18 protein-coding genes and 4 pseudogenes are annotated in these 26,105 nt (G+C 59.8%); 13 read left to right on the top strand and 9 right to left on the bottom strand.

The window, feature by feature from the left end; translation table 11 throughout:
- Positions 1 to 11 precede the first annotated feature (11 nt).
- A complete protein-coding gene (locus tag JL100_RS00520; RefSeq protein WP_202684868.1) occupies positions 12 to 3,191 on the bottom strand; it encodes an efflux RND transporter permease subunit in 3,180 nt (1,059 codons plus the stop codon).
- Positions 3,188 to 4,687 carry an efflux RND transporter periplasmic adaptor subunit gene (locus tag JL100_RS00515; protein ID WP_202684867.1) on the bottom strand — a complete coding sequence of 500 codons (1,500 nt, stop codon included), beginning with the start codon at positions 4,685 to 4,687 and terminating at the stop codon, positions 3,188 to 3,190. The genes JL100_RS00520 and JL100_RS00515 overlap by 4 nt, the downstream gene beginning before the upstream one ends.
- 1,065 nt (positions 4,688 to 5,752) lie before the next feature.
- On the opposite strand from JL100_RS00515, the gene JL100_RS36440 reads away from it, so the two are divergent.
- The 3 genes from JL100_RS36440 (at position 5,753) to JL100_RS00505 (ending at position 7,982) form a co-directional block, all read left to right on the top strand.
- Positions 5,753 to 5,878, top strand: coding sequence for a hypothetical protein (locus JL100_RS36440; protein ID WP_267133596.1), 126 nt, complete (start codon positions 5,753 to 5,755; stop codon positions 5,876 to 5,878).
- A 303-nt stretch (positions 5,879 to 6,181) separates the two neighbouring features.
- Complete coding sequence (locus JL100_RS00510) at positions 6,182 to 7,498, top strand: SidA/IucD/PvdA family monooxygenase (protein WP_202684866.1); 1,317 nt, start codon at positions 6,182 to 6,184, stop codon at positions 7,496 to 7,498.
- Between the two features lie 193 nt (positions 7,499 to 7,691).
- Positions 7,692 to 7,982, top strand: coding sequence for a hypothetical protein (locus JL100_RS00505; RefSeq protein ID WP_202684865.1), 291 nt, complete (start codon positions 7,692 to 7,694; stop codon positions 7,980 to 7,982).
- Positions 7,983 to 8,104: 122 nt separating this feature from the next.
- Here JL100_RS00505 and JL100_RS00500 read toward each other — a convergent pair.
- Positions 8,105 to 8,771: pseudogene (locus tag JL100_RS00500) on the bottom strand (IS1595 family transposase); the annotation flags it as partial.
- Positions 8,772 to 9,447: 676 nt separating this feature from the next.
- Here JL100_RS00500 and JL100_RS00495 point away from each other — a divergent pair.
- A pseudogene (locus tag JL100_RS00495) lies at positions 9,448 to 11,071 on the top strand (ISL3 family transposase).
- Between the two features lie 71 nt (positions 11,072 to 11,142).
- Here JL100_RS00495 and JL100_RS00490 read toward each other — a convergent pair.
- Together JL100_RS00490 and JL100_RS00485 are read right to left on the bottom strand one after the other, a co-directional pair.
- Entirely contained in the window at positions 11,143 to 12,534 is a 1,392-nt protein-coding gene (locus JL100_RS00490) for an MFS transporter (protein ID WP_456115306.1), read from the bottom strand.
- A 37-nt stretch (positions 12,535 to 12,571) separates the two neighbouring features.
- The gene (locus JL100_RS00485; RefSeq protein WP_228420991.1) at positions 12,572 to 12,838 is read right to left on the bottom strand and encodes a metal-sensing transcriptional repressor; all 267 of its coding nucleotides are present in this window, start codon (positions 12,836 to 12,838) and stop codon (positions 12,572 to 12,574) included.
- Positions 12,839 to 13,069: 231 nt separating this feature from the next.
- On the opposite strand from JL100_RS00485, the gene JL100_RS00480 reads away from it, so the two are divergent.
- The 5 genes from JL100_RS00480 (at position 13,070) to JL100_RS00460 (ending at position 16,768) form a co-directional block, all read left to right on the top strand.
- Positions 13,070 to 13,456, top strand: coding sequence for a hypothetical protein (locus JL100_RS00480; protein ID WP_228420990.1), 387 nt, complete (start codon positions 13,070 to 13,072; stop codon positions 13,454 to 13,456).
- Between the two features lie 138 nt (positions 13,457 to 13,594).
- Positions 13,595 to 14,239, top strand: coding sequence for a HupE/UreJ family protein (locus tag JL100_RS00475; RefSeq protein ID WP_228420989.1), 645 nt, complete (start codon positions 13,595 to 13,597; stop codon positions 14,237 to 14,239).
- A gap of 15 nt (positions 14,240 to 14,254) precedes the next feature.
- Entirely contained in the window at positions 14,255 to 14,956 is a 702-nt protein-coding gene (locus JL100_RS00470) for a transmembrane anchor protein (RefSeq protein WP_202684859.1), read from the top strand.
- Between the two features lie 282 nt (positions 14,957 to 15,238).
- Positions 15,239 to 16,174 carry a hypothetical protein gene (locus JL100_RS00465; RefSeq protein WP_202684858.1) on the top strand — a complete coding sequence of 312 codons (936 nt, stop codon included), beginning with the start codon at positions 15,239 to 15,241 and terminating at the stop codon, positions 16,172 to 16,174.
- Positions 16,175 to 16,324: 150 nt separating this feature from the next.
- On the top strand, positions 16,325 to 16,768 hold the full coding sequence (locus JL100_RS00460; protein ID WP_228420988.1) for a hypothetical protein: 444 nt from the start codon (positions 16,325 to 16,327) through the stop codon (positions 16,766 to 16,768).
- Positions 16,769 to 16,900: 132 nt separating this feature from the next.
- Here the strand turns inward: JL100_RS00460 and JL100_RS00455 are convergent.
- The 3 genes and pseudogenes from JL100_RS00455 to JL100_RS00445 form a co-directional block, all read right to left on the bottom strand.
- Positions 16,901 to 17,632: pseudogene (locus JL100_RS00455) on the bottom strand (IS1380 family transposase); the annotation flags it as partial.
- An 11-nt stretch (positions 17,633 to 17,643) separates the two neighbouring features.
- A protein-coding gene (locus JL100_RS00450; RefSeq protein ID WP_456115318.1) for an IS5 family transposase occupies positions 17,644 to 18,485 on the bottom strand; the annotation gives its coding sequence in 2 pieces (ribosomal slippage) (positions 17,644 to 18,113 and positions 18,113 to 18,485; 843 coding nt in all).
- Positions 18,486 to 18,583: 98 nt separating this feature from the next.
- A pseudogene (locus JL100_RS00445) lies at positions 18,584 to 19,210 on the bottom strand (IS1380 family transposase); the annotation flags it as partial.
- A 119-nt stretch (positions 19,211 to 19,329) separates the two neighbouring features.
- On the opposite strand from JL100_RS00445, the gene JL100_RS00440 reads away from it, so the two are divergent.
- Genes JL100_RS00440 through JL100_RS00425 form a run of 4 tightly spaced genes read left to right on the top strand, consistent with a single transcriptional unit; the run spans position 19,330 to position 24,878 of the window.
- Positions 19,330 to 20,220: a site-specific integrase gene (locus JL100_RS00440; protein ID WP_228420987.1), complete on the top strand. Its 891-nt coding sequence runs from the start codon at positions 19,330 to 19,332 to the stop codon at positions 20,218 to 20,220.
- Entirely contained in the window at positions 20,213 to 22,330 is a 2,118-nt protein-coding gene (locus JL100_RS00435; RefSeq protein ID WP_202681123.1) for a hypothetical protein, read from the top strand. The genes JL100_RS00440 and JL100_RS00435 overlap by 8 nt, the downstream gene beginning before the upstream one ends.
- Positions 22,330 to 24,369: a tyrosine-type recombinase/integrase gene (locus JL100_RS00430; RefSeq protein WP_202681120.1), complete on the top strand. Its 2,040-nt coding sequence runs from the start codon at positions 22,330 to 22,332 to the stop codon at positions 24,367 to 24,369. Before JL100_RS00435 ends, JL100_RS00430 begins: the two co-directional genes overlap by 1 nt.
- Positions 24,369 to 24,878, top strand: coding sequence for a hypothetical protein (locus JL100_RS00425; protein WP_202681114.1), 510 nt, complete (start codon positions 24,369 to 24,371; stop codon positions 24,876 to 24,878). The genes JL100_RS00430 and JL100_RS00425 overlap by 1 nt, the downstream gene beginning before the upstream one ends.
- A 494-nt stretch (positions 24,879 to 25,372) precedes the next feature.
- Here the strand turns inward: JL100_RS00425 and JL100_RS00420 are convergent, their stop codons facing one another.
- Complete coding sequence (locus tag JL100_RS00420) at positions 25,373 to 25,699, bottom strand: hypothetical protein (RefSeq protein ID WP_202681113.1); 327 nt, start codon at positions 25,697 to 25,699, stop codon at positions 25,373 to 25,375.
- Between the last annotated feature and the right edge of the window lie 406 nt (positions 25,700 to 26,105).

Below are 26,105 nucleotides of genomic sequence, written 5' to 3'. Positions count from 1 at the left end.
GATGTTTTCCTTCACTCTGCGGGATGCGCGGAACCCAGCGTGCGGACGTCGTCCGCGGCGGCAACGGCCGTGTTCCGCAGGAGAAACCGTTGCCAGACCAGGTAGACGGCCGGGATGACGATGAGCGTCAGGGCCGTTGTGCTTGCCATGCCCCCGACCATGGGAGTGGCGATACGTCTCATGACCTCGGAGCCGGTGCCCTCGCCCACCATGATCGGGAACAGGCCCGCGAAGATGGTCGCCACCGTCATCACCTTGGGGCGCAATCGGAGCAGGGCGCCCTCGATGACAGCCTCTTCAATGTCGCGGACCGTCATCGGTCGCCCGGCAGCCAAAGCTTCGGCCTGATGACGCTTGAGTGCCAGGTTCAGATAAACGAGCATCACAATAGCTGTTTCCACAGCCACGCCCGCCAGCGCGATGAAGCCGACGCCCACCGCGACCGACAGGTTGAAGCCCAGGTACCACAGCAGCCAGATGCCGCCCGCCAGCGCCACCGGCAGCGACGCCATGACGATCAGCACCTCACCCAGACGCCGGAACGTCAGCCAGAGCATCAGCGCGATCAGCGCCACCGTGAGCGGCGCGATGGCGGTGAGACGGCCCTGGACGCGCTCCAGATACTCGAACTGTCCTGACCACGTCATCGAGTAGCCGGGTGGTAACCGGACGGCATGGCCAACAACCTCCTTGGCGTCAGCTACGTAGCCACCGAGGTCGCGGTCCGCGATGTCGACGAACACCCAGCCGCCCAGCCGGGCATTCTCGGTGCGGATCATACCGGGACCGTCCTCGATGCGGACCTTGGCCACGTCGCCGAGCGCGATGTGGGCGCCGCTCGGTGTCACGATGGGCAGTGTGGCCAACGCGTCAGGGCTGTCGCGCCACTCTCGGGGATAGCGGACGTTGACCGGGAACCGCTGAAGGCCCTCGATGCTCTGCGTGACCTCCTCGCCGCCGATGGCGGTTCGGACTACCTGCTGCACGTCGGCGATGTTCAGGCCGTACCGGGCGGCTGCCCGACGGTCGACGTCCACGTCGATATAGCGGCCGCCGACAGGCCGCTCGGCGTAGGCCGAGGCCGTGCCCGGGACCGTCCTGACCGCCGCCTCAACGTGTGCAGCGATGCGGCCGATTTCGGCAAGATCGGGCCCGGAGACCTTGATTCCAACCGGGGTCTTCACACCGGTGGCCAGCATGTCGATCCGGTTCTTGATCGGCATGATCCAGACGTTCGTCACGCCGGGCACCCTCACCGCCCGGTCGAGTTCCGCCCGGATGCCCGCCATGGTCATGCCGGGCCGCCACTGTTCGCTCGGCTTCAACTTGATGGTCGTTTCGAACATGGAGATCGGCGCCGGGTCCGTGGCTGTCTCGGCACGGCCGATCTTGCCGTGGACGGCCTCGACCTCTGGCACAGTCTTGATGAGCCGGTCGGTCTGCTGGAGCACTTCACGCGCCTTACCGATGGAGACGTCCGGCATCAGGCTCGGCATGTAGAGCAGGTCGCCCTCGTCCAAGTCCGGCATGAACTCCGAACCAATGCGCTGGAGGGGCCACGCCATACTTGCCATCAGCACCACTGCGGCAAGGATGGTGATCCACGGTGCTGCAAGGGCTCCGCGCAGCATCGGCTGGTAGAGCCAAATGAATAGGTTGTTGATCGGGTTCCTATGTTCGGGGACGATCCGACCGCGTACGAAATAGCCCATCAGCACCGGAACGAGTGTCACCGACAGCACTGCGGCGGCTGCCATGGCGTAGGTCTTGGTGAAGGCCAGCGGCTTGAACATCCGCCCTTCCTGGGCCTCCAGTGCGAAAACCGGCAGAAAGCTGAGCGTGATGATGACGAGCGAGAAGAACAGCGGCGGGCCGACCTCTGCCGCCGTCTCGCCTACTACGCGCCAGCGGTTCTCTGGAGTAAGTGGTTCGTGCTCGATGCGCCGATGCAGGTTCTCGATCATCACGATGGCGGCATCGACCATGGCGCCAATGGCGATGGCGATGCCACCCAGCGACATGATGTTGGCGTTGATACCCTGGGCATGCATCACGATGAAGGCCGCTAGAATGCCAAGGGGGAGCGTCAGGATGATGACCAGCGAAGAGCGCAGGTGCAGGAGGAACGCCGCGCACACCAGGACGACAACGATGGACTCCTCTGTCAGTTTATCCTTAAGGTTGTCGATGGCGCGCTCGATCAGGCCAGAGCGGTCATAGGTCGTGACGATTTCGACACCGTCAGGCAGACTTTGGCGCAGGCGCTCGAGCTTGGCTCTGATAGCGTCGATGGTAGCCAGTGCATTCTCACCCCAACGCATGATGACCACGCCGCCGACCACCTCGCCCTGGCCATCGAGTTCACTGACACCACGGCGAAGCTCGGGTCCTAGTTGGATTTGGGCGATATCCTGGAGAAGTACCGGAACGCCGCCGGGGTTGGCCTTGACCGGCACACTGCGGAGATCGTCGACGCCTTTGATGTAGCCGCTGGCCCGGACCATGTACTCGGCCTCGGCCATCTCCAGCACTGAGCCGCCGGACTCCTGGTTGGCACGCTCGATGGCCTCGCGCACTTGCGCCAACGGCAGCCCGTAGGCCCGGAGCGCGACGGGATCAACAACGACCTGATACTGACGGACCATGCCGCCAATGGGTGCCACCTCGGCGACGCCGGGGGTAGCTTGGAGCTCAAACTTCAGGAACCAGTCCTGGAGGGTCCGAAGCTGGCTGATGTCGTGCCGCCCGGTCCGATCCACGAGGGTGTACTGGAAGATCCAGCCCACCCCTGTGGCATCCGGTCCGAGCGCCGGGCGGGCGCCCGGCGGCAGCCGCGGGGCGACTTGGCTCAGGTATTCCAGGACGCGTGAGCGCGCCCAGTAGAGGTCTGTGCCCTCCTCGAACAGCACGTAGACGTAGCTGTCCCCGAACATTGAGATGCCACGGACCGTCATCGCGCCGGGAACTGCGAGAAAGGCGGTCGAGAGCGGATATGTGACCTGGTCCTCGACTACTTGGGGGGCCTGGCCTGGATAGGTGGTTTTGACGATAACCTGCACGTCGGAGAGGTCCGGAATGGCGTCTACGGGCGTGTTGCGCACTGCCCAGATGCCCCACCCCGCCAGCATGGCGGCGAGCAGCAGAACGATGCCACGGTTGCCCACAGACCAATGGATCAGGCGCTCGATCACGGCGTCCGCCCCGCGCCGCCGAGGCGCTCAATAGTGGCGGCCGTGTAGGTATTATCCGGCGCCTTGATAACGCCGAAGCGAACCCGATCGCCGAGGGCGAACCCCTGGACTGAAGCACCGGGGTCAACAGCGAACTCCATGGTCATGGCGGGCCAGGAGAGCTCTGGGATCGGTCCATGGCTGATGGTCACCTTACTGCCATCGGCAGCGATAGCTGTGACTTCGCCCTCTCCCATGGCAGGTACTGCCGCTGCCGCCTCCACCACCTGCGGCTGCTCGACTTCCTGCATGCTCGCGAATCCAGCCGACAGGCTGCTCTCACTGTCGATCAGGAACTGGGCGGAGGTGACGACGCGGTCGCCTTCCTTGAGACCGTCGGTAATCTCGACCATGTCACCGACTGTTAGGCCCGCCTTGACCGGCACTGGCTTGAAGCGGCCGTCGCCCAGCGCCAGCACAGCACGCTCGGCTTGCCCAGTCCGGATGAGGGCGCCATTCGGAATTGCGATGACATCCTCTCTGGCACGGGTAGCCACGCGGACCGACGCGAACATGTTGGGCTGGAGGGCGTGGTCGGGATTGGCGAGGCGGATGCGTAGCCGGGCCGTCCGAGTGTCCGGCCTTAGTTCCGGGTAGACGTAGTCGACGGTGCCTGTCCAGACCCGGCCGGGCTGACTCGCCACCCGCACTTCCGCCTGCATGCCACGGGACACTAGGCCAACCTGGCTCTCCAGGACCTCCGCCATTACCCAAACCGAGGCGTAATCGACGATGGACATGAGCGTCACGTCCGACTCGACGTACATGCCTTCAGCCACCCCGAGGGCCTCGACAACACCGGTCTGAGGCGCGTAGATCATGATCCGCTCAGGGACGGCCCGGGTTTTGCGGATCTCCTCGATTTGGCGGTCGGAAACGCCCAATGCGACCAGCTTGCGCCGGGCACCCTCGGTGTTGCCGGAAGGCCCCCGTTCGGCCTCGCGTACGAACTCGTAGGCCGCTGTGATGAGGTCCGGCGAGAAGACCTCCATCAAAAGTTGGCCGCGCTCGACGTATTCCCCCAGAACTCGGGTGTGGAGCCGTTCTATCCATCCTTTGGCGCGAACGTGCAGATGGGAGGTTCGGCTCTCGTCGAAGGTGATCGAACCGAACGTCTCGACAATCGGGATCAGCGTTGCCCGCTCAACTGCAGTCGTGCGGACGCCGAGGTTGTTAATGGAGACAGGGGAGACCGTGACGACGCCCTTCTCCTCGGCCCTGCCAGGCTCCTGACCCTCGTAGACGGGCACCATGTCCATGCCCATCGGCGATTTGCCGGGTTTGTCGCTCTTGAAGTCCGGGATCATCGGATCCCACCAGTACAGGATACGAGGGCCCGTACTGGTCTGCTGCTGAGCAGCGTTCTCGGCGGATAGCACTTGGCGCTCGAGCAGGACACCGCCGCCACCACCCACCGCAACGGCGAGCAGGACAGCCAAGACCATGCTTGGTTTCATGATAGCTACCTATGACGACGTATGCGCAGGGCATCCTCCACGCAAGACGCGGACGGTTGGTCACGCGGCTGGAGCGCGGGCGTACCGGATGCCCGGTTACAAAAATGTCGTCAGAGGTACTTGGGTGGTCTCTGGAGAGGGGGTACCGAGTGGGGAGCCCCTATGTCATCAATAAAGCCGAGGTGTTCCATCAACCGCTCAGCCACCCGGAAGCTGGCGAATCTGGGGGTGATGGATGCACACATTGAGAAACAGCCACCCATCAATGGGCATGAGTGGTCGATAATCTCTCCGGAATCTAAAGATGACGGGTCCCAGCATGACGTCGCAGAATGAGGCATGGCGCTAGCGCTCGCCGTAGTTGTGTCGACCGCCTGCCCCATATCGTTGCAGGGGATCTCAATGTCCAACACCGCGGCTGATGCCGGCATCGGCATCGGCATGGCCTGTGCGACTCCACCCAGGGCAGGCATTTGATAGACTACCAAGGCAGCCATAGTGAACCAGACAACAAGCAGGGACATGACCGACCGATTGGCTGATCGTACTTTTCTTCCCGCAGTGCCTGGACCGAAACGCCGCATGGAAATCCACTTTCACGCATGCACCTGATGCGCGTATATAAGCTATGTCGCGCCGCGCGTCCAGAGTGCTTCCGACAAGACACGGCATTCCATGAACCTCGAGAGATGTACCTTCAGGTAACATACTCTTAGGAAATGCTCCCTTGAAGTCTGCCAACTCCGTTCTTGACCTGGTCAGCCTGCATCAAAGTAAGAGACGACGAGTGTGAATAGGGCGAAGCCGCCGACCATTGACAGGGCCGGCCAGCGGGAAGCAGCGGCGACTTTGCGCGCCTCAGTTATCATTTTCTCAATGGCAGCGACCAGCAATAATTCGGAACTGGAGCGGCAGATCACGCGACATCAGGCCGACCTGGTACATATCGACGCGGCGCTGCGGATGTACGGCTAGGCTGATCTCTAGGCTATCCGGGCCAAGGACATCAGCCGACGCAGCGACTGGTTCAGGCTGGGAGAGTGCCGGAATCTCGTTTACAACATCTTGCGCGATGCCGAGGTGCCAGTGCTGACGCGGGCCATCGCCGAGCACATCATGGGCGCTAAGGGCATCGACCAGTCCGATGTGCCGGTGGTGGAGCAGATCAAGCGCAGCGTGAGGAGGCGCTGAGGCGGATGAATGATCTTGGAAGGGTGCCTGCACCTTGACAGGGCTACGGGATGGACTGTTGAAGGGTAGTCGGCGCTGCATGCAAGCAGGCCGATTGCCCAAAAAATTCAGTATTCAGTCGGAGAACTGCAAAAAAGTGTTACATGCACTCCCTATGTAGCGGTGATTTCATCAAAGGACATGCGCAATTCCGGTTGATATCAGATTTATAGTACATTTAGGTAGTTGCAAAATCATAACCGTTGCGGTGAACTCCGCAGTATCAATCACAATAATCAACGAGTCTGGGAGTGACGCTCCTCAATGCCTCATGAAATAGCAGTAGTCGGCGGAGGTCCCAAAGCGGCAGCAATCGCAGCCAAAGCTGCGGTATTGAAGAGGGACTATCCAAATTCTCCGAATATCACCATATTTGAGCCTGCGGCGATTGGATCTGCGTGGTCTGGACTTAATGGCTACACCGATGGAGAGCAACTGCTCTGTACTCTCGCTGAAAGAGATGTCGGATTTCCTTATTCCCGCCATACCTTCGGAGCCAGTACAGCGAGGCGAATGGCCTCGGATTTTTCTTGGCAGTCATATTGCGTAAGTTTGGGGTCAGGAGATTATAGATATGACACCTGGGTGGACAAGGGAAGAAGACCACCAATCCATAAATGTTACGCAGATTATTTGTCTTGGGTAGTGAGAAAAAGTTCAGCTTCGGTCGTGAACGGTCGAGTTGAACACATACAGCCCTACCCAGCTCAAGGAGGGTGGCGGGTAATAGTAACTGATAGCAATGGATTGCAACCACATCCTCAACTATTCTCTGGGATTGTAATTACAGGAAGTGGTCCGTCGCTGCCGGCTCTAAATGGAATCACATCCGGCCAAAAACATCGAGTTTTTGACGGAAAAACTTTCTGGCAGAGACCTCAGGATGTAATCAACTTATTGAAGTTAAAAAATTCTAGTGTTGCCATATTAGGCGCTGGAGGCACAGCGGCTGCCATTGCGGCTTGGTTTAACCGCGTTGGTTTTCGACATGTGCCTATAACTATCGTCGGGAGAGAGACAACTCTGTATACAAGAGCGCGAGGTTATTTTGAGGATAGAATGTTCAGCGATGACGTCGCCTGGACGGCGTTACCTGAACATGCGCGCCAAACATTCACCGAGCGACTCACCACAGGTGCTGTGTGGGAATATGTTGTCGACCAATTATCTTCCAACAAAAACATACTGTACAAATCGGCGGAAATAGTTGAATTTGTGCACTATCCTCAGGGTGGATACAATGATCTTGCAGTTAAGTTATCCGATGTTCCCGCGCCTAATGCACAATCTGGGAGTGCCGTAACGACTAGCACGACCCTTTTGAATGCAGATGTATATGTGGATGCTCGTGGTTTTGATGCATGGTGGTTCTTTAGCTTGATGCCTATGTCTGCACCTTCGCCACAAATTAAGCGCAGCATACTATCTGGGATGGACGAGGCGCTGGCGATTCCCCCCGTTGTTGTCGGACATGAGAACTTTCATGTTCCATCTCTGGCGAACATACAAGGGCCTGCTGCTTCTAATCTAATGGCTCTGGGGTGGATGGCTGATCGTGTGCTGGGACGCTACCTGCCTTAACTTTTACATCTTTCGATCAGGCGGTCGTGGATAGGCTTGGCTCACAGACATACATCTCATGCGCCCTCCCTCTCCCGAGAGAGAATGGGACAACTCAAACTTTACCGCTGTTTAATTCCTGAATGGCATTATATATATGGGGGATGGCCTCCAGGTGCAAGGTCTGCAACATGGAATCCACGAGGAGCGGACAATGGGCGGGATCATCAACGATAGAGACAGTTTAGTGCTTCGCTCTTTTTATCTGTCCGCGGATCTAGATGAACGGATCAGCTCTCTCGCGTTTAGATATAGACGCGAGAGAGCTGATATGCTCCGCTTGCTCCTGGAAGTTGGCATTATGGCATTATCTCGGGATCAAGTGACTCCTGAGTATGTCGATCAAAAACTTCAGAGAATAGCTCGTGAAGAAGAACAACGCCGCAGCAATGATCTGCGACGCGCATCTATGTTCCTTGATGAACTTGAATCAACATCGCGCTAAGGAAAACATTGCTCTGCGCCATCGGTGAAATCCTTTCCGCTGCCAGTTGCCACAAAAGTCCACCGACTGGCCCATGATCCTTGCACGCTTAGCGACGATGCTGAACAGGGTGCCGTTAGGCTGCGGCGATGATCCTCACGCCACGCCATCACGCCCGCGTAACGGCCCAGGTAGATGCCGCTGATGCTGGCCGAGTTCGGCGCGGCGCAAGCGGGAGAAGAAGCTTTCCGCCTGATTGGTGCAGGCTTTATCCATGCTGTAGGCCAGCGACTGGTTGATGACCTTGACCGGGAACTTGGCGCGGAGCTTGTCCCAACGGATCCCCTCGTCGGCGTGGGTGGTGCTGCCCTTTTCGACGCGGGCCTTGATGAAGTCCGCCGAGGCGGCTTCCGACTTGAACACGATGGTCAGGGTGCGCCCGTCGCGCTCGCGAACGGCGACCACCACCTCGCGCTTGCCGGTCTGGTTCTCGGCTAGGCGACGGTCCTTGCGATCCTCCTTGCGGTTCTCCGGGCGGACGTGACCACCGACATGGCAGCCGTCCACCTCCACGACGGCGCCAGTGCCGCCGACTGTGGCGCCCTCCGTCGCCATCGCCTCGCCGAGCTTGTGGCCCAAGACGAAGGCCGCCTTGTAGGACACGTCGAGATCGCGGCCGAGCTACAAGGCGTTGATGCCCTTCACCGCGTTCACGAAGATCACGATGGCCGACATGTAGTCCCGGATATGGAGCTTGTGGTAGGCGAACAGCGTACCGCTGGTCGGGCTGAAGTCGCGCCGGCAAGCCTTGCGGCCTCGCGGTCCCCGACAGCATCCACGGGCGAGACCAGCCGGGCCCGCAGGCTATCGTGGCTCGACCCTTCACTAGTCGCAGCGCCGGCAGGACTGCCGAACCATGCAGCCGCCGTGGCGAGCACCACGGCGGCGCTCCGGATGCTTAGAGCGGCGAGCGTGAAACCGGAATCGATCTTACGCTCTGGGCTGAGCTGTGATTCACCGTTATCGGAGGTGGATCACTGGATGCCTACCGCCTCTGGGACCGGTGGCATCATCAGCGGATCGGAGTGCGGGGCTTCATGCGTTCGACCTACGATCGCGACGGAATGAATCGCACTGCAGATGCCTCCCATTTGGTTCATCCGCATTCTCGGTGCAGGGTGAGTGCGCCGAAGGGTGAGGATAATTATATGAGGAGAAACGCTTTTTCTCCGAGAGTGCCGTCTTCTCCATGTCCAATTCGCTGCTGTCCCTGCTCCCCGCCGGTCTCGCGGTTGAGCGGGTCGTTGTCCACCCTAATCGCGTCGTCGTCGCAGTTCGCGCTCGCGCCGCCACAGCGTCCTGTCCCTTGTGCCGTGTAAGTGCCGGGTGAATACTGGCCCTTCCGCAAACTCGGTGGAGCTTGATGCGGAGAGCTGCTGGAATGCTCACATAAAGGGCATCAGCTCCCTCTCACCCTGTATCGCTCTTGATCACCGAACCCCTGTTGTCCCTGTTGCCGGACGGGATCGTCGTTGACCGTGTCGAGGTCAATTCCGGGCTCGTCACCGTGCATGCTCGATCGGCTGACCTGACCGCCTGCTGTTCGATGTGCGCCATGCCGTCGGGACGGGTTCACGGCCGCTACATCCGCCGTGTCGCCGACCTTCCCCTGATGGGGCGCATTGTCTCACTGTCCCTCCAGATCCGCCGCTTCTGCTGCCTCCAATCGGACTGCCCGCGCCGGAACTTCGCCGAGCGCCTGTCCGCGGCGGTGCCGGATCGCAAACGGCGCACCGTCCGGCTCGCCGACGTCCAGCGTTCCCTGGCGCTGGGTGCGGGCGGTGAACTGGGCTCCCGCCTGGCGAGCCGGCTCGCCATGCCGGTTAGCGGCGACACCCTGCTGCGTCTGATCCGGGCCGTTCCGGTCGAACCGGCGCTGCCGGCGCGCGTCATCGGCATCGATGACTGGGCCTGGCGCCGTGGCAGGCGCTACGGCGCCATTATCGTCGATCTCGAGCGTGCCAACCGGCCGATCGAGCTGCTGCCCGACCGCAATGCCGAGACCGTCGCCGCCTGGCTGAAGGATCATCCGGGCGTCGAGATCGTCGCCCGCGACCGGGCCGGTGCCTTTGCCGACGGCGTTCGCACCGGCGCTCCGCAGGCGATCCAGGTTGCCGACCGGCTCCACCTGCTGCGCAATCTGGGCGATGCCGTGGGCAACGCTCTCAACCGTCACCATCGGGATATCCGCGCTGCCGCAAAGGCTGCCACAGCTCTGGCGTTACCGGATCCAGTACCCGTGGAACCAGCAAATCCGTCGGTTTCCATCGTCTTACCCAAAACTCCTGACAACGCGTCAGCAGCACAGCCTGGACAAGCAGGCAGCACGGCAGGCTCGTTTCGACGAGGTGGTCGCCCTCGACGCGAAAGGCTGGTCCAGGAGCCGGATCGCCCGCACTCTCGGTCTGGACCGAGGCACGGTACACGACTGGTTGAAAGCCGGACGGCTGCCGAGCTGGCAGCAGCCGTCCGGAGACAGCACGGTCGATGTTCATGGCGACTATCTGCGCCGGCGCTGGGACGAAGGCTGCCACAATGGGGTTCGGCTCTGGCGGGAACTCCGCGAGCGTGGCTTTACCGGCGGAGCGAGCACCGTGCGGGACTGGCTCCGCCGGCTGCGAGCTGCCACACCTCAGTCTGCCGGATCGGCACCGGCGTGGAAGACTCCGAGCGGCCGGCGAGCAGCCTGGCTGGTTGTCGCCGATGCTGACGAGATCGATGAAACGGAGCGGAGGTTCGTCGATGCCCTGATCGCCGGTTCCGCTGAACTCGCCCACCTCATCGATCTGGCCCGGGAGTTCCGCGCAATGATCCGCAAGCAGCAGGAGGAGCGACTGGATGACTGGCTTGTCGCAGCTGAGAAGACGGCCTTTGCCGGATTTGTCGGCGGACTGAGGCGTGACCTGGCCGCGGTTCGGGCCGCCTTGTCGCTGTCGTGGAGTACCGGCCCGGTGGAAGGGCAGATCTGCCACCTGAAGACAATCAAGCGCACCATGTGCGGGCGTGCTGGATTTGACCTGCTGCGCCATCGCGTTCTCGAGGCAGCGTGATGCTGGCGCGATCAAATCCGTCCGTTCAGCTGACCTGTTGCACCGAGTTTGCGGAAGGGCCCACCCGGCACTTACAGGGGCCATTCGACGTGGTGCCGGTCAATGATCAGCGCGTGCTTGTGACGGATTGGGGTGTGTCGGTGGGGATGGGCGTGGGGCTCGGGTCCTTCCCACCCCTCATGGACATGCTGGTGGTGCTCGTCGTGGACATGGAGGTGTTCGTGGCAAAAGCCGGCATGGACGTGCTCGACCTCGACAGGATCTCCCGAGGGCCACAGACCTGTCGCCAGCACGGTCGCCGCAGCGGCCAGAATACCCAGAACCATGAAGGCGGCACTCACGCCGGCATGGGCTCCGCCCCATCCCGCCAGGGGATAGACCACCAGCCAGCAGGCGTGGCTCAGGGCGAATTGCGCCGCGAACATCGCCGGGCGATCCTCGGCATGCGCGGATCGCCGCAGCAGTCGTCCCGAGGGCGTCAGCACGGCGGAGTTGGCTGCACCGAGCACGAACCAGACCGGCAGCAGCAGCGGCAGCGCCGCCGTCAGGCGTGCCGGCAAGCCGCCGGTACCGAGCAGGACGGCCATCACGAGCGTCCCGGCGGCAAGCAGCCAGGATCCTGAGAGCATGACCGCCCGGTCGGTAACCCGCTCGAGCAGGTGCGGCAGTACGAAGGCGACGGTCATCGACCCGGCACCGTAGGCGGCCAGAACGATCGCCACGTCGGCTTCCGAGCCGCCCAGCATGGCCCGCACGATGACGACGGTGTTCACGATGACCATGGCGCCGGCCGCCGCCACCGCGCCGTTGAACGCCAGCAGTCCCCGCAGACGCGGCGTCTTCAGGTAAATCCGAATACCCCGCGTCGTCCGCTCGTAGATCCCGCCATGGTGATCGACAGGCTTGGGGCTGGGTAGTGCCACGGTGCGGACCAGCAGGGCCGAACCCAGGAAGCCGACCACCGTTCCGACGAACAGGTCGTGGTAGCTGACCACCGCCAGCAGGAGTGCCGCGAGCGTGGGGCTGGCAAGACTTTCCAGGTCATAGGCGAGACGCGCCAGGGAAAGCGCCCTGGTGTACTCCGCCTCGTCCGGCAGAACCTCCGGGATGGTCGCCTGGAAGGTCGGCGTGAAGGCCGCGGAGGCCGACTGTAGGACGAAGATCAGGACATAGATCTGCCAGACTTCGGTGACGAACGGCAGCGACAGGGCAATGGCGGCCCGGACCAGGTCCATGGCGACGAGGAGGGCGCGCCGGGGCAACCGGTCAGCGAAGGCGCTGACAACCGGCGCCACGCCGACATAGGCCACCATCTTGATCGCCAGCGCCGTGCCTAGCACGGCGCCCGCATCGGCACCGGCCAGATCGTAGGCCAGTAATCCGAGCGCCACCGTCAGCAGCCCGGTGCCGATCAGCGCGATGACCTGTGCGGCGAACAGGTGACGATATGTGCGATTGGTCAACGGGGAGAGCATAGTGGCCCCTGAACCTGACAATGGTCTACAGGTACCTGGCGATCTGCCTGAACTCATCGAGGGCGGCGCGGTTCTCGCGGGCCAGCGGCCCGGCGGCCTCCTCAAGGCAGTGGCCAAGGTGGTCGTGGATGAACACCGCCTTGGCACCTTTCAGCGCCCTGATCACGGCATGCATCTGCTGGGCAACCTCCAGGCAGCTCCGGCCGCCCTCGATCATGGCGATGGTGGAGGCGAGATGACCGTGCGCCCGCTTCAGGCGGTTGATCACATCAGGATGGCTTGTGTGGGTCATGAAGTCCATGGTATCCCCCTGGAGGGGATATGGCAATTGCTTGGCCAGCCACAGCGGCTTCCAGGCATTGGGTGAGGATGCTGAGCCGACAGCTGCCCGATCCTGATGCCCTGCGGAGTGGTGGAATTTCGAAAGTTTCTGATCAGACCACTACCGACATACACTCTGAATTTCTGCTTACCGGTTTCGGACTTTTTTGCTACCAGAAAATCCACCATGCTGAGATCGGCGATGAAGGCACTCACGGCAGGCATCAGGTTGGTCATCGTGCTGGCGATGGCGCTCGGCGTGCTGCCCGTCTCGAACACCCTTTCCTCGTCGCACGATCCGCTGATACTCCAGCTCTCGGAAGTTGGGCAGCACAGCGCGCTTTCCGGGCTTGCCACGGCCGAACACACCCACTTCGATGAGGAAGAGGTGTCGGATGAGTGGGAGCCGGGACACGATCACCGGCATAACCCGGCCGATCACTCGCACGACTCCCCTGGCCCGGCTCTCGTCCTGTCCATGGTTGTGCATGACCAAGCGCCCGAGTGGCAGCTGTCCTACCAGCTCTTGCCCTATCGAGCCCCAGCCTCCCGGATAGATCGTCCGCCGCGTTCGCTGCTCGTTGCCTGACTGAAAGCCTGCGGGCTCCATCTCATCAACGAACATCGGGCATCATCCATGCATGGATCTTCTCGAGAGGACCGGCCGTGGCCGCTTGATGCGCGGCACAGACCGGGTTTTCTGGCGCTGCTTGGCCTTGCCCTCCTCATGGCATTCGGTGCTGACGCTCACGCCCACGGCGTTGCGGAGGGGGACAAGGGCTACATTCAGGAAATCACGGGAATCCATCTGCTGCCGTTCATGTACCTGGGCGCCAAGCATATGGTGACCGGCTATGACCACCTCCTGTTCCTGTTCGGCGTCATTTTCTTCCTCTACAGGCTCAGCCACATCGGCATCTATGTCAGCCTGTTCGCCATCGGGCACTCGACGACGCTCCTGCTCGGCGTGATCTTCGACACGAACGTCAGCTCGTACCTGATCGACGCTATCATCGGGCTCTCGGTCGTCTACAAGGCGCTCGACAATCTCGGCGCCTACCAGCGCTGGTTCGGGTTCCAGCCGAACACGAAGCTGGCGACCCTCGTCTTCGGGCTTTTCCACGGCTTCGGCCTCGCGACCAAGATTCGCGAGTTCGACATCGCGCCGGACGGCCTGATCCCCAACCTTCTGGCCTTCAACGTCGGCGTCGAGGTCGGCCAACTGCTGGCGCTCGCCGCCATCCTGATCCTGATGGGCTACTGGCGCCGGACCGACAGCTTCTGGCGCCATGCCTACACCGCCAACGTCGCCATGATGACCGCCGGGTTCATGCTGACCGGCTATCAGCTCACCGGCTGGTTCGTCGTCTGACTCAAGGAAGAAATCATGTACAACACCGATATTCCCTCCCGCGCCGAGTTGCCAAGCTCCGCCCAGCTTGTTCGCTCGACCCTGATCGCGGCCACCACCGCGGCGGCCCTGCTGGTCACCACGATCCTGCCCGCCGAGTACGGGGTCGACCCGACCGGCATCGGGCGCGTCCTGGGTCTCACGCAGATGGGCGAGATCAAGGCCCAGCTCGCCGAGGAGGCGGAGCAGGACCGCCTTCTCGATCAGGGCGGGACACCGGCAGCATCCCCGGCCCCTGTCGCGCCCGACCAACGCTCCAGCCTGATGGACATGCTCCTGGCACAAGTCGTCATCGCGCCGGCCTTGGCTGAAACTCTGCCTGCTGCAACCTTGCCCGTGCAGGTGGCCCAGGCTGGCCGCACCGACGAGACCTCGGTCACGCTCGCCCCTGGCGAAGGCGTCGAGGTCAAGATGGAGATGCGCAAAGGAGCGCAGGCCACGTACTCCTGGAAAACCGAGGGCGGCGTGGTCAATCACGACACTCATGGCGAGCCTTACGACGCGCCGAACAAAACGCACAGCTACAGCAAGGGTCGCGGCGTCGCGAGCGACCAGGGCACCCTCCAGGCTGCTTTCGACGGCAATCACGGCTGGTTCTGGCGTAACCGGGGTGACGGGACCGTGACGGTCACCCTCAACACGAGCGGTGACTACGAAAACCTGAAAAGGAAGAAGTGACAGGAACTTGGGCGGCGTGGATCAGGTCCGCGCCGCCGTCCTGAGATGGGAGTAGCTACCGAGACCGTAGCAGGCAGGCGGTTCTTGCCGCCCTAACCGCCGGTGGAAGCTCACCGCTGAGAAAGACCTTATGGGCATGAAGCAGATCATGACCAATCGCCCGATCAGAGAAACGCGCCGTTCGCGGTTGACCGGTCCCTCGGACCGCCGCCAGAGGCTGGCGCCGCACGATCCTCGCCCTCCTGACCAGCCCAGGCGCGCCCAGGGCTGTGGGCGCGCAGCATGACGCTCCCGTTCAATCCTTTCCGGATCGACTGGAATGACTGCACTTTCGGCCAGTGGGAGGCCCTGCTGGCCCGCTGCAAGCGACCGACGCTGCTCCAGACCTGGCAGTACGGCGTCACCATGGCGACGGTCGAGGGTTGGAAGGCGGATTTCGGCATCATCCACTTCGAAGGCAAGCCGGTCGGTCTGGTTCTGGTTCAGACCAGGAAATGGCTGCCTTTCCTCACCGCCTGCCGCATCCACCGCGGTCCCTTGTGGATCTACGATGAGATCCCCGGCGAGATGCTGAAGCTCGTGCTGGGAATGCTCCGGCAGCGTTATCAGTTGCGCCGTGGCCGGCTCCTGATGTTCCACCCCGAACTCCCCGATGATCCCGCCACGCGGCAGCGGATGTCGGCGACCGGGTTTTGGCGGTGGAGCGAGGGTTATGCATCGGTCTGGCCCGACCTGGCCCCGGGCCCCGACGCGCTTCACGCCGGGCTGCATGGAAAGTGGCGCAACCAACTGCGTCAGGCTGAACGGCACAACCTCGTGCTGGAGACGGAGACATCGGCCGGAAAGAGGTTCGACTGGCTGATGGAGCACTACCTCGAGGACAAGGTCGCGAGACGCTACCCGGGTCTATCGCTCGCGTTCCTGCGAGCGATGCACAAGTGCCTCGGCCGACAAGTCGCCCCTGGTCGTGCTACGGGCCCTGCATGGCGGCGAGCCGGTCGCCGGTGTCCTGCTGGTCCGGCATGGGCGGGCGGTGACGTACCAGGTGGGTTGGACGAGCGAGCGGGGACGCGCGGTGCGGGCCCTCCACCGCCATCCATTTCCAGCCTATTTCGACCAAGCTATCGTAAGCCAAAAGCCATTAGCGTTGCTATTTCTCGAACTCCCCAGCGTCCGTCCAATCGCGAAAGCTGCAGTTGGTTTATTCTCGGAGCCTGATCACCAAAGTTGGCCAAGAGCTCATCGTTCGCACGTATGGTCGCATCCGGTTGAGGCAGCCGACAGCTCAAGTAGGCACTTTTCCCTGTAACCAATCGATGATAGGGGATTCGGCGTCAAGCAAGAAGCCGAATATCCCAGGGAGGGAGTATGGCCGAGGTGTTCCGCCGTGGACAAGAATATGCAGAGCAAGGCTATAAAGGCCTAGTGAATAGTTGCTTCATTGTGTCGGGAGACGGCGAGTACATGGAGGTCCATAACCGATATCTCGCGGAGCGAGCAAAACTACTCTACCACCCAAATCCGGAGATGGTAGCTGCCTACCAGATGATACTCGGCCGCAAGCCACGGTATCCCCGCCCCAACTCCAATCTAGCGATGGCGCATGACTTGGCGAACATGCAGTCTTGGTGCGAGGAGGTGGACCTGCACCGACAAGCGACGGCGCCATGCGGAAACAAACTTGATTGGCGTGAGCTTACCTGCGATGACCTATTGGACTATCGCGAAGACATGGAGCAGGGGGCCTGGAGCCAAGATGGAAAGCCGCTTGCGCCTAGCCGCATTAATGCACCAGGCCGGAAAGCGCTCTGAAGTTCTCTGCCTTTCTTCAACTTTTAGCTGTTCAGGCAAGGGTTGGCCGTAACGCCGATTGGGCGGCGCTGCAATGGTGAGAGGTCTTGAGGTTGGCGGGTTGGGCGGAACAGGGGCACTCGGCCCCGGCGTTCAGGTGACGAGTCGGGGAACCCGCTCCAGGAGCAGGCGCAGGACAGTTTGCTCCGGGCAGGCGGTAGGCAGGTGGACGAGGATTTGCCGCCTGGTCTCGACGATCCGGGCCGCCAGTTTGATCAAACGCAGGCGCAACGAGTCGAACTGGGCGACTCGCCAGCGCGACCGGCGCGGCATCAGGGCGCGCATCGACCACAGCAACCAGTAGGCGCCGGCATGCAGAAACAGCCGGAACTGGTTGGCGGTGGCCTTGTGGCAGGAGGTGCGGTCGGCGCACAGATGCGCCTTCCAGCTCTTTATGTGATTTTCCGCCTGGCCGCGGGCGCAATAGAGTTTCTCATAGAGCCACCGCCCCCGGCCGTGGCGCAGGCTGGTGACGATGAAGCGGGTGTCCGGGCCCTGCGGCCCGACTTCAACGCGCGCAATGATCCGCTCGGTCCGGCTCCAGCTTCCGGCGGCGTCGTAGAATTCCTTGAAGCGCCGGACCTTGGCGGTCCCGGGACCGGCGGCGAACCGGGCGGCGGTGCTGGCCTCCAGGTCGAGGATATGCCGCCGCAGCGTGCTGGTTGGCGCCAGGCCGAGCACATAGTCCAGGCGGTTGGCCCGGCACCAGTTCAGAACCTCGGGGCAGCAGTAATGACTGTCGGCGCGCAGCAGGATCTCGACCTGCGGCCAGTTGGCCCGGATCTGCCGCACGATCCGACGCAGGTGCGCCCGGATCTCACTGCCCGTTTTGAAAGTCATGGAGGTGGCAGGCGCTTTCGATTTGGGTGGGCGAGGCGCTGTAGCATCATGCGAATGGCTGCGAGGGTGACCATGGCTTCGGAGACTTCTGGCAATTCTTCATAGTCTTTGGACAGGCGACGCCATCGCCCGAACCAGCCGAATGTTCTTTCAACGATCCATCTGCGAGGGATGACGACGAAGCCAGTTGTCCCGGCGATCCGGCGGACGATGATCAGCGTCAGGCCGAGCAGGAAGCAGGCGAGCAGGACCGGCAACCGATTGTAGATGCTGTCGGCGAAGACGACCTGGAGCCAGCAGTAGAGGTGCTTAATCTTCTTCAGCAGATCCCAAGCGCTGTCGGCGTCCTGGATATCGGCAGCGTGAACGAGGACACCGAGCAGAAAGCCAGAGGTATCGACCCCGATATGGCGCTTGCGGCCCTTGACCTTCTTGGCGGCATCGTAGCCGCGAGAGCCCCTTTTTCCGTGGTTTTGACGGTCTGGGTGTCGATGATGACAGCCGTCGGGCTGGCCTCTCGACCTTCGGTCTCGCGCAGAGTTATGACCAGATAGTGGCGGATGGTTTCCCACACACCACCCTCCAGGAAAGTTCGGAAATAGCCATAGACTGTTTGCCACGGTGGAAAAGCGGGAGGCGGTGGCAGGTGGCGCCACTGACACCCGGTGCGCACGACATAGAACAGGCCATCCAGCATCTGCCGCATATCGGTGGTCCGGGGCCGACCGCCCGGCTTCGGCGGCGGGATGAACGGCTCGATCAGGCGGTACTGATCATCGCTCAAGGCCTGACCGGAACCATAATCCCCAACCAGCGCTCGATCCTCGGGTGTCCACATTGCGGCCTCCAGAATGGGCATCTCCGCCCTTCCAAACAGCTATAGACGTGACCCTTCCCCCGCGCTCAATCGGACTGGCTGCACTTTTAAAACGGGCAATCAGTGCCTTTGGGTCGCCTGGCCGGACGCAGGATGGCGGTGACGAAGCGCCCGTGCTCGTCGAAAACGACGATCGGCTGGAAGCCGTACTCGTCGTAATGGCCATTGAACAGACGCAGTTGCTGCTCGCCGTGAACGGCATCGAAGGTGTCATCAATATCCAGCACGATCCGCTTTGGGACCTGCCGGAACCCGGCGCAGTAGAAATCGACCAGAGCGCGGCCCATGCGCAGCAGGGCGCGGGTATCGGGCAGGTTCTCCAGGCGCGAGATGGTGGACTGCGAGCACAGGCCAGCATCGTCCGGCAGGCGGTCGAGCGCCAGCTTGAACGCCGGATCCCGGCGCAGGCTGTCGGCGTCGTTGCCGTCCTCGTAGCCGGCCGCGATCATAAGCAGGCGGAAGCGGATGATCTCCGCCAGTCCATGAACGATCCGCCCGGGCGTCCGGGGGTCTTCCAGGCACGCCGCAAGCCGGTCGGCAATCCCGAGCCGCTTCTCGATCTCCCGCAGGCCCAGCACGCCGGCATCGGAGGACAGCCGCCCGCCATCGAAGCGGGCGACCACGGGCTTGCCGGCGACAGGTGACAGGCCGGGCAGCGATGGGGTAAGTTCAACTGTGGCGGGCATAGCAATCCGGATCCGGTGGGATGGGTGTCAGCAGCCGAATCCTAAGCTAGATCAGGGCTTTACGCTATGCCTGCCAGCCCTCGTGCATAATTGCGGCTAGTACCATCAACCGCCGCCTGATGAACAATCTTCACTTCCTGAACTTCGGTGCATTCAGAGGATACCGTAAGCGGATCGATGATGATGATGGTGGTGACAATGAATTATGGGACCGCAAGGGGCAACGCCCCGGCAGATCTGGAGTGCAGTCAAAGCATACGCTAGATCTGACGCGTCGAGTCGATCCTGTACACCTGACGCCACCAAGCCGCCAAGAGATCTACGTCTTTATCGAAAAAACGAAGGATCCAGCCCAGAAGCTGGCCAAGAAGCTTATTTTCCAGTGCGGCCTTCGGGTGCACGAGGTGGCCGAATTACCTGCCGACGCCATTCCAACACTGAACACGGTTCGAGCCCATCATGGTCGGACCAATGTCCGGGCGGAATTTCCCGTGATTGGCAAGGGAAACCGCAAGCGGCTTGCGTCCATTCCGGCCGAACTCGTTGCTGAGGTCGACGAATGGCGGCGCGAACTTCGGATCCTTCGCCTCGGCCGCTACTGCAAGGTCCACGGCATCCGCCGGAACGATCCGGACGCTCCACAGACGCTGCTTCTGAACATGGACGACGGCTCATCCTTGTCAATCAATGCTATACGTAAGTTGTGGCGGCAAGAAAGGACGATCCCAGGTCTCTCTCCCCATGTCGGACGGCATTGTGCTGCCGTGTATTGGCTGCTGGATCGGCTTGAGGAGGAAGCCCGACGCATGAAGCTTGCGGTCGACCGCCTACCGGCGGGCTTCATCAACGATGCGCTGAGTTCCCACCTGTTGGTCCTCAAGGAACGTCTCGGCCACGCTCGTCTCGAGAGCACTGAACGCTACTTGGTGATGCTCCGAAAGTTACTCGATTTGGATGAGCCAGCAATCCTTTATAACGAGATGCTTGACAGGGAAGAAGTCGATGGCTGACCCAACCAAGAGGCGCCTTGGCAGAGGAGGACGTTCAGATCATACCGAAAACGTAGTAGTCGTCGCTTTACCAAGGAGGAGTGCTGCTGATAAGGAGCGGGAAGGACGGATCGCCGCAGCGAAAGCCCGGAGGCGACTAACCAAAGAATCCGAAAAGCAGCTCGTGTGGTGGGTTCAACCGCCGCCGCGCCGTGGTCGACCCGCGCGACCGCTGAAAGTTGATCTAACACGTTACCGGGATGGCGCATCAGAGGTCCAATGTGGCCGCAGTTTCAAAGGGAGGCCGGCGCTAATATTGAACCTTCAGCCTGCGATCGCAGACTTAACTCGTGGGAAATCTGCTAGTAGTATCAAAGAGATCAAATCCACGCTGTCATACTTGTTTCAGCTTATTGATAGATTAGAAGAACTTGGTATAGGACCGGTCGAGGAGGTAAAAGATCTTGGTGACGGTTTTTGTGCACTGTTGATTGAGCATATGCTCAAGGATCGAAAAATCGATGAATCAACCAAGTTCAACCTTTATGGAGTTTTGAAGCGTTTGTGCTCTACTGCGGCCTTCCTTGAAGGAAAGGAGATCCACTGGCCCCCGAACCCTTGGAAGCAGAAAAGCCGTGATAATGACGATGGATACGATGACCGCACGATAGCTCGGCTTCTGAGCGCGGCGAAACTAGAAGCTTACGCGGTTCAGAGAAGGTTGAAGGAGGGAAAGGCGCTACTCGCTAAAGGGCGTGATCCAAGGGCCTCCTCCGGAGGGGGCATGGAGGCCTGGCAGATAAGTGCTAATCGCGCATGGTTCGTTTGGGAGGTCCTAGGCTGCTCTTTGCTTTCGAGTACTGAGCTGAAATCGAGATTTCCCGGCGCTACCATGCTGGGCGCGTACAAGGGGCCTGATCATCGACCAGCGTCGGCCGGTACGGGGTTTTATTCTTATGGAATCGCAGCGCACTACCGTTGGTTCCTGCCTGTTCTGGAGGACTTAGTTCCCTTCTTGATGATCGTGGCCATACGGACTGGTTGGAACCTCCAAGTCATTCTTGATCTCGATCCGACCGACTGGTGGTCGCCGCACCCGACCAGAAAGGATGCGGTAGTCATTCATTCCAGTAAGGAGAGAGCTGGAGGCGAGATACAAAAGGCATTCAGTTTCCGGGACAAGTCCACCTTTCCCTTCGCTATTATCTCCTACGTCATAGATATGACGGAGCCCTTGCGGCGGCATGCCAGTGAAGAGGCCGCGAGACTCCGAGCCGAAATTTCGCAAAACCCTGAAAACAAGGACCTGCTGCTCAGGTTGGCTAAACTGGAGGATCTGGAAAGGCGTGTTTGGTTAGGGATGGGACGGAGGAACAGAGGCCTCGCTCCAGTTCACGGCCTGCATGATCATAACCATGAACTTTACCACGTAGCGTCAGCTATCATCGAGAAGCATAACGTGCGAAACGTAAAGGGTAAGCTTGTTCGATTCGCAACCCGAAACGTCCGCGACACTTGGGTGCTCTTTGCCTACAATGTGTCTGGGTATAATTTGATCGTTGCTCAGCTCGCAGCCGGCCACAAGCGGTTGGGAACCATTCTCCGCTACCTCAACAGGAGGAGAGTCAAACGGCGCACTAGCGAAGCGATGTGGGAACTGGATCGACATCTTTTCGCTGAAATACGCGTTGGGAGGCTTGATGTCCGTATTCTGCGGGTTCTAGTTGAAAAAGGCGGCATCTCGGAGGAGGAGGCAAAAAACCTCCTTTCCGGAAAAACTTTGACCCCAACGGGAGCTTTCTGCTCCGACCCGCACCAACCGCCGCCGGAAAAGGACCCTGATCATCGTCCGGGCGCCCCCTGCGGTACGCTCGACTGTGCCGATTGCTTCAGGGCGTACTTCTTCCGAGACAGCCTCGCACCTCTAGCGCAACAGATCATTGGTCTTAAGACACTCCGCAATTCGATGCCGCTCATCGATTGGTTTGAGAGTGATTTCCCAGACGACCTCGAGTTCCTCGAGATGGTTACGGGGCGATATCCGCAAAAAGAAGTCGACATAGCCTTCGAGAAAGCGTCGTTACATAAGGTTCCCCTGTTGCATTTCCGGCCCAGCAGGAGACGGAATTAATGACGGGCACAGCTCAGGTTTCCCAGTTCGAATCACATCTAAAATATCGCCTAAAGCTCTTGGAACTTTCCCCCTCGATCTCAGAGGAAGATCTTTCCCTGGTATGGGTAACTCCACTGTCCAGGTACGGTGATCCGCTCTGGATTTTTCCAAGCGAATGGTTTGCCGGTGATCCCGTTGCGATAGGACATCGGAGCTTAAACTTTGATGTTATCATGCCGGATGGGTTGGCCCTGACTAGCGTCGACCACCGCAAGCTGCTTTCCTCGATCAAACGTGCGCTCTACTCATTCTGGAGGCATCCCAATAAGCATTCGATCGATCCTTCGACCCTCAGGGCTTACTGCAATTATATACGCGCGATGGCTCGCTGGATCATAGCTCATCGATATCAAGCAGGGGTCCGCAGCTTCGCGGATCTGAATCTAGATGACATAGTTGAAATGATGGGAGCTATCACGAACGGCAAAAAAGAAGCAACATTCAAGTCATATGGAACCTTGCTGCGTAAAATCAATGTACAAGGTCGCCGAGGACTTCTGTGTGACTACTTTACATCTCTTCCGGATGCCGACACTTGGATGTCTAAAGCCAATACTGCTCTTGAAGACACCTCAATCAATCAGAATCTGGAAAGCCAAGAAGCTTCAGAAGTCTACTTGCCATATTCAGATGAATTTATAGCGGCGGCAGGCCGAATATGGATATTCTACATAGAAGAACTTGGAGATGCTCTTATAAATTGTGCGAAGCAGGCACTTGAGGCACGGAAAATTAGTGAGAGGGCTGCTGCGATATCTGTAGCTAACTTCAATTGGAAAGGCAAGGACGGGAAGCCCATCAAGACACTACCCTTTGAGGTGCGTCTCAGCGGCGACTTCGGGTCTGAACCAGCAGAGGAGCCAATCGAGTCTGAACCAGAAGAGGAGCTGATAGCATCTTGGCCGCCTCAAAATTTTGGAACTCTGTTGATGTACCTCACTTTCCTCCAGACGTCCTGCTACAGTCTTATCGCCCTTCCTACTGGCGGACGATGGTCCGAAATAAAGACACTGGAAGAACGGTGTGTCCAACCTGTCACAAATGAAAATGGTCAGACGGAATACCGGCTCAATGGGCGCACCTTTAAGCTGGAGGCAGACTTCGCCGGCGCTGAACGCGACTGGCCGGTACCACCTGAAGTCTACCAGGCGACTCGCATTCAGGAGCGACTATGGCGCCTGTTCCGGGCACCAGAATCGAAATATCTGTTTGTTAGCATACGTAAATCTCGAGGGCGTCAGCTGGAGGACATGAACCTCTACCTGCGGAGCTTTGCGTCTCGCCACGGCCTCGACGACCTCTTAAGTGACCGGTACCCACACACCCACCGCTTCCGTAAGACCATAGCACGTCTGGTGGTACTAACACTGACAGGCGCACCGAAAATTCTGCAGGAGCTTTTCGGACACTCGTCGATAACGATGACACTGCATTATATTCTGTCTTGTCCGGCTATTCGTGCCGAGATCGAGAACATGCTGCAGGAAACGCAGTGGGAGCGGGCGGAGAAAATCGTTACAGAAATTGGTCAAGCTGGTGGCAAGGCCGCCGTTCCGCTGCAACAGGCATGGGCGGACTTCATGAGGGAGCGTGTTCGCACTGAGGTTGATATGCGTCGAGCGATGAACGAGTTCATTGAGGAAATGCTCTTGGGAGGCGCGGAACTCAAGCTCATCTTCCCCGGTGTGGTTTGTACAAAACCCCTCGCAATGAGTGGCCCATGCATCCGCGGACATGGAAATCCGAACCCCTCACGGTGCCAAGTCACTTGCGAACACCAGATCCAGCTACCCGAACGCCGACCGTCGGTTCGCGAACTTATCCTATATATCCTTGATCAGCTTCGAAGCGAAGACGTTTGCGGGAATGTGCTTCTCACTAGGTGGTATCAGCGGCAACTGCTGGATCAGCTGGGAATTTTCGAAGACATCGGCCGTGAGTTTGCGGGCGTACAGGAAGTGATTGTAGCCCGGATAGTGGAGGGGGAGGAGGGCTGATGGTCGAAGGAGCTGGATCAAACGTGTTGCTTAAGGCGAATGAGAGAGCGCATAAGGAGGTACTTGAGAGACTTGCACGTGCGATGGACTCTATACGTGCGGATGTGGCAACGCGGACGAAAGCCGATGGCAGTCCGGCACGCATTAGTGCGGCGGAGATTTGCAGGCGCGCGGGCGTGCATGTGAAGACATTGAACAATAGGAATCATCGCGAAACGACGAGGAGGATGGTCCGCCAGTTCCTCAAGGAGGTGAACTCCACCACCGGCTCGAGCAAACGGTTACCTAAACGACGAGTGGACGAGAAGAACACGATCATCGCAGATTGGAAGGCTTCTTATAGTAGAATGGCGTACCATTATGATCTCTGTGTGCTTGAGAGAGACAAGCTCGCAAGGCGCATAATCGAACTTGAGGAGCAGAACGAAAAACTCACCAGTAGGAATAGGGAGCTTGAAGACCGCCTAGGAAACGTGTTGACCCTCCATAGACCAAATAAGAGAAGTTAAGCGCGTTATCCAGATTGGCCTGAAGGCTGTTACACATCTTGCCAGCGGAGGGTATGATGGTTAAACGGCATGAGGCAGTCTCGATAAAGGCAGAGTGCGACATTCAAGATGAAGTTGGTTTTGGCGAGACTGCCAGGATTTCCTAGTGGCAGTGGCGAATTATATATGTGTGAAGGCCGGTACTCGATTTGTCGGACATTGTCGGATCTCATGGTTTCAGGAGGTTGGCTTGGCGGTGGGCAGTGCCGTCAAGCCCTGCGCCTTCGGCGCACCGCTGGCGCGGCTCCGGGGCTTGACCGCACCGCCGTGCTAAGCAGTTGGGCATCCATGTAGTGAAGGCCGGAAGGTGCCGTCCGGCCGACCACTGGTTCAGACCAGTTCCGCCAACGTCTGTAATATCAAGTCCTGGTCTTTACACGATCCACTGATTGACGCTCTTCCTATCCAGATTGTCGGGCCATACCTCAATAGCGCCGGAACTCGGCAATCGTTACCTACTTACCGGATGCATCACTGAATGTCAGTTCCCCCGACTGGCTATCAAGGATCCTGAAAATTTCTGCAAAAGTCGGATAACCGTAATGCAAGATCAGCTGCATATCGTGCCGGTCCGAAGTCGCCTGCTCCTGAGGCGGCAAAGCATTGATATGTTGGATAGCTGTATGCAAAGCCTTTGCCGTAACCCATTGCCCCCGCGGCCCCCCAACTAGAGCGGTGAAATCCTCATAGGTACCATCGAACTTATCATCACTCTTTACAGTTGTACGACGGGCTTTCGGCGCCCTGCGCTTGACGATTCTGTCGTTTTCCAGCAAGCCCATGATCTACTCCTATTTTGTTCACTAGAATGGCTGAACCCACCATCTTCGATCTTACCGACACACTCAAGCCAGAAAAAATTTCGAATAAAGAATATAAGCCCTTGACAATGACGGCGGCAAAAATACTCCGGCGTTGATGGGCTGCTGATTAACCGGCCAATGGCGGAACTATGTTGGGATAAGATGGGTCAAACGACCGACGCCTATGTCTGGGCCAATCATGGCAAGACGTTCACTGCGGTCCGGGTGCATTGTGACCAGAATTATTGACCTTACCCCACCAGACCGGTTCTTCCGCACTCATATGAGGAGATGCCGGTCAAGGGTGGAAAACCAAGGTCTTGTCGCTTTGTTCGACCGGCACGACCGTCCCTTCGTCCCGACCTGCCCGAATACCGAGCATCGC

Source organism: Skermanella mucosa (assembly GCF_016765655.2).
In the GTDB taxonomy this organism is placed as follows: Bacteria; Pseudomonadota; Alphaproteobacteria; order Azospirillales; family Azospirillaceae; genus Skermanella; species Skermanella mucosa.
This window is presented reverse-complemented; position numbering and strand designations above follow the sequence as displayed.

Excerpts from the sequence above, each read along its gene's own strand:
- JL100_RS00515 (WP_202684867.1), bottom strand. The coding sequence starts at position 4,687 with ATGAAACCAAGCATGGTCTTGGCTGTCCTGCTCGCCGTTGCGGTGGGT.
- JL100_RS00510 (WP_202684866.1), top strand. The coding sequence starts at position 6,182 with ATGCCTCATGAAATAGCAGTAGTCGGCGGAGGTCCCAAAGCGGCAGCA.
- JL100_RS00505 (WP_202684865.1), top strand. The coding sequence starts at position 7,692 with ATGGGCGGGATCATCAACGATAGAGACAGTTTAGTGCTTCGCTCTTTT.
- JL100_RS00485 (WP_228420991.1), bottom strand. The coding sequence starts at position 12,838 with ATGACCCACACAAGCCATCCTGATGTGATCAACCGCCTGAAGCGGGCG.
- JL100_RS00480 (WP_228420990.1), top strand. The coding sequence starts at position 13,070 with ATGAAGGCACTCACGGCAGGCATCAGGTTGGTCATCGTGCTGGCGATG.
- JL100_RS00475 (WP_228420989.1), top strand. The coding sequence starts at position 13,595 with ATGGCATTCGGTGCTGACGCTCACGCCCACGGCGTTGCGGAGGGGGAC.
- JL100_RS00470 (WP_202684859.1), top strand. The coding sequence starts at position 14,255 with ATGTACAACACCGATATTCCCTCCCGCGCCGAGTTGCCAAGCTCCGCC.
- JL100_RS00465 (WP_202684858.1), top strand. The coding sequence starts at position 15,239 with ATGACGCTCCCGTTCAATCCTTTCCGGATCGACTGGAATGACTGCACT.
- JL100_RS00460 (WP_228420988.1), top strand. The coding sequence starts at position 16,325 with ATGGCCGAGGTGTTCCGCCGTGGACAAGAATATGCAGAGCAAGGCTAT.
- JL100_RS00440 (WP_228420987.1), top strand. The coding sequence starts at position 19,330 with ATGAACAATCTTCACTTCCTGAACTTCGGTGCATTCAGAGGATACCGT.
- JL100_RS00435 (WP_202681123.1), top strand. The coding sequence starts at position 20,213 with ATGGCTGACCCAACCAAGAGGCGCCTTGGCAGAGGAGGACGTTCAGAT.
- JL100_RS00430 (WP_202681120.1), top strand. The coding sequence starts at position 22,330 with ATGACGGGCACAGCTCAGGTTTCCCAGTTCGAATCACATCTAAAATAT.
- JL100_RS00425 (WP_202681114.1), top strand. The coding sequence starts at position 24,369 with ATGGTCGAAGGAGCTGGATCAAACGTGTTGCTTAAGGCGAATGAGAGA.
- JL100_RS00420 (WP_202681113.1), bottom strand. The coding sequence starts at position 25,699 with ATGGGCTTGCTGGAAAACGACAGAATCGTCAAGCGCAGGGCGCCGAAA.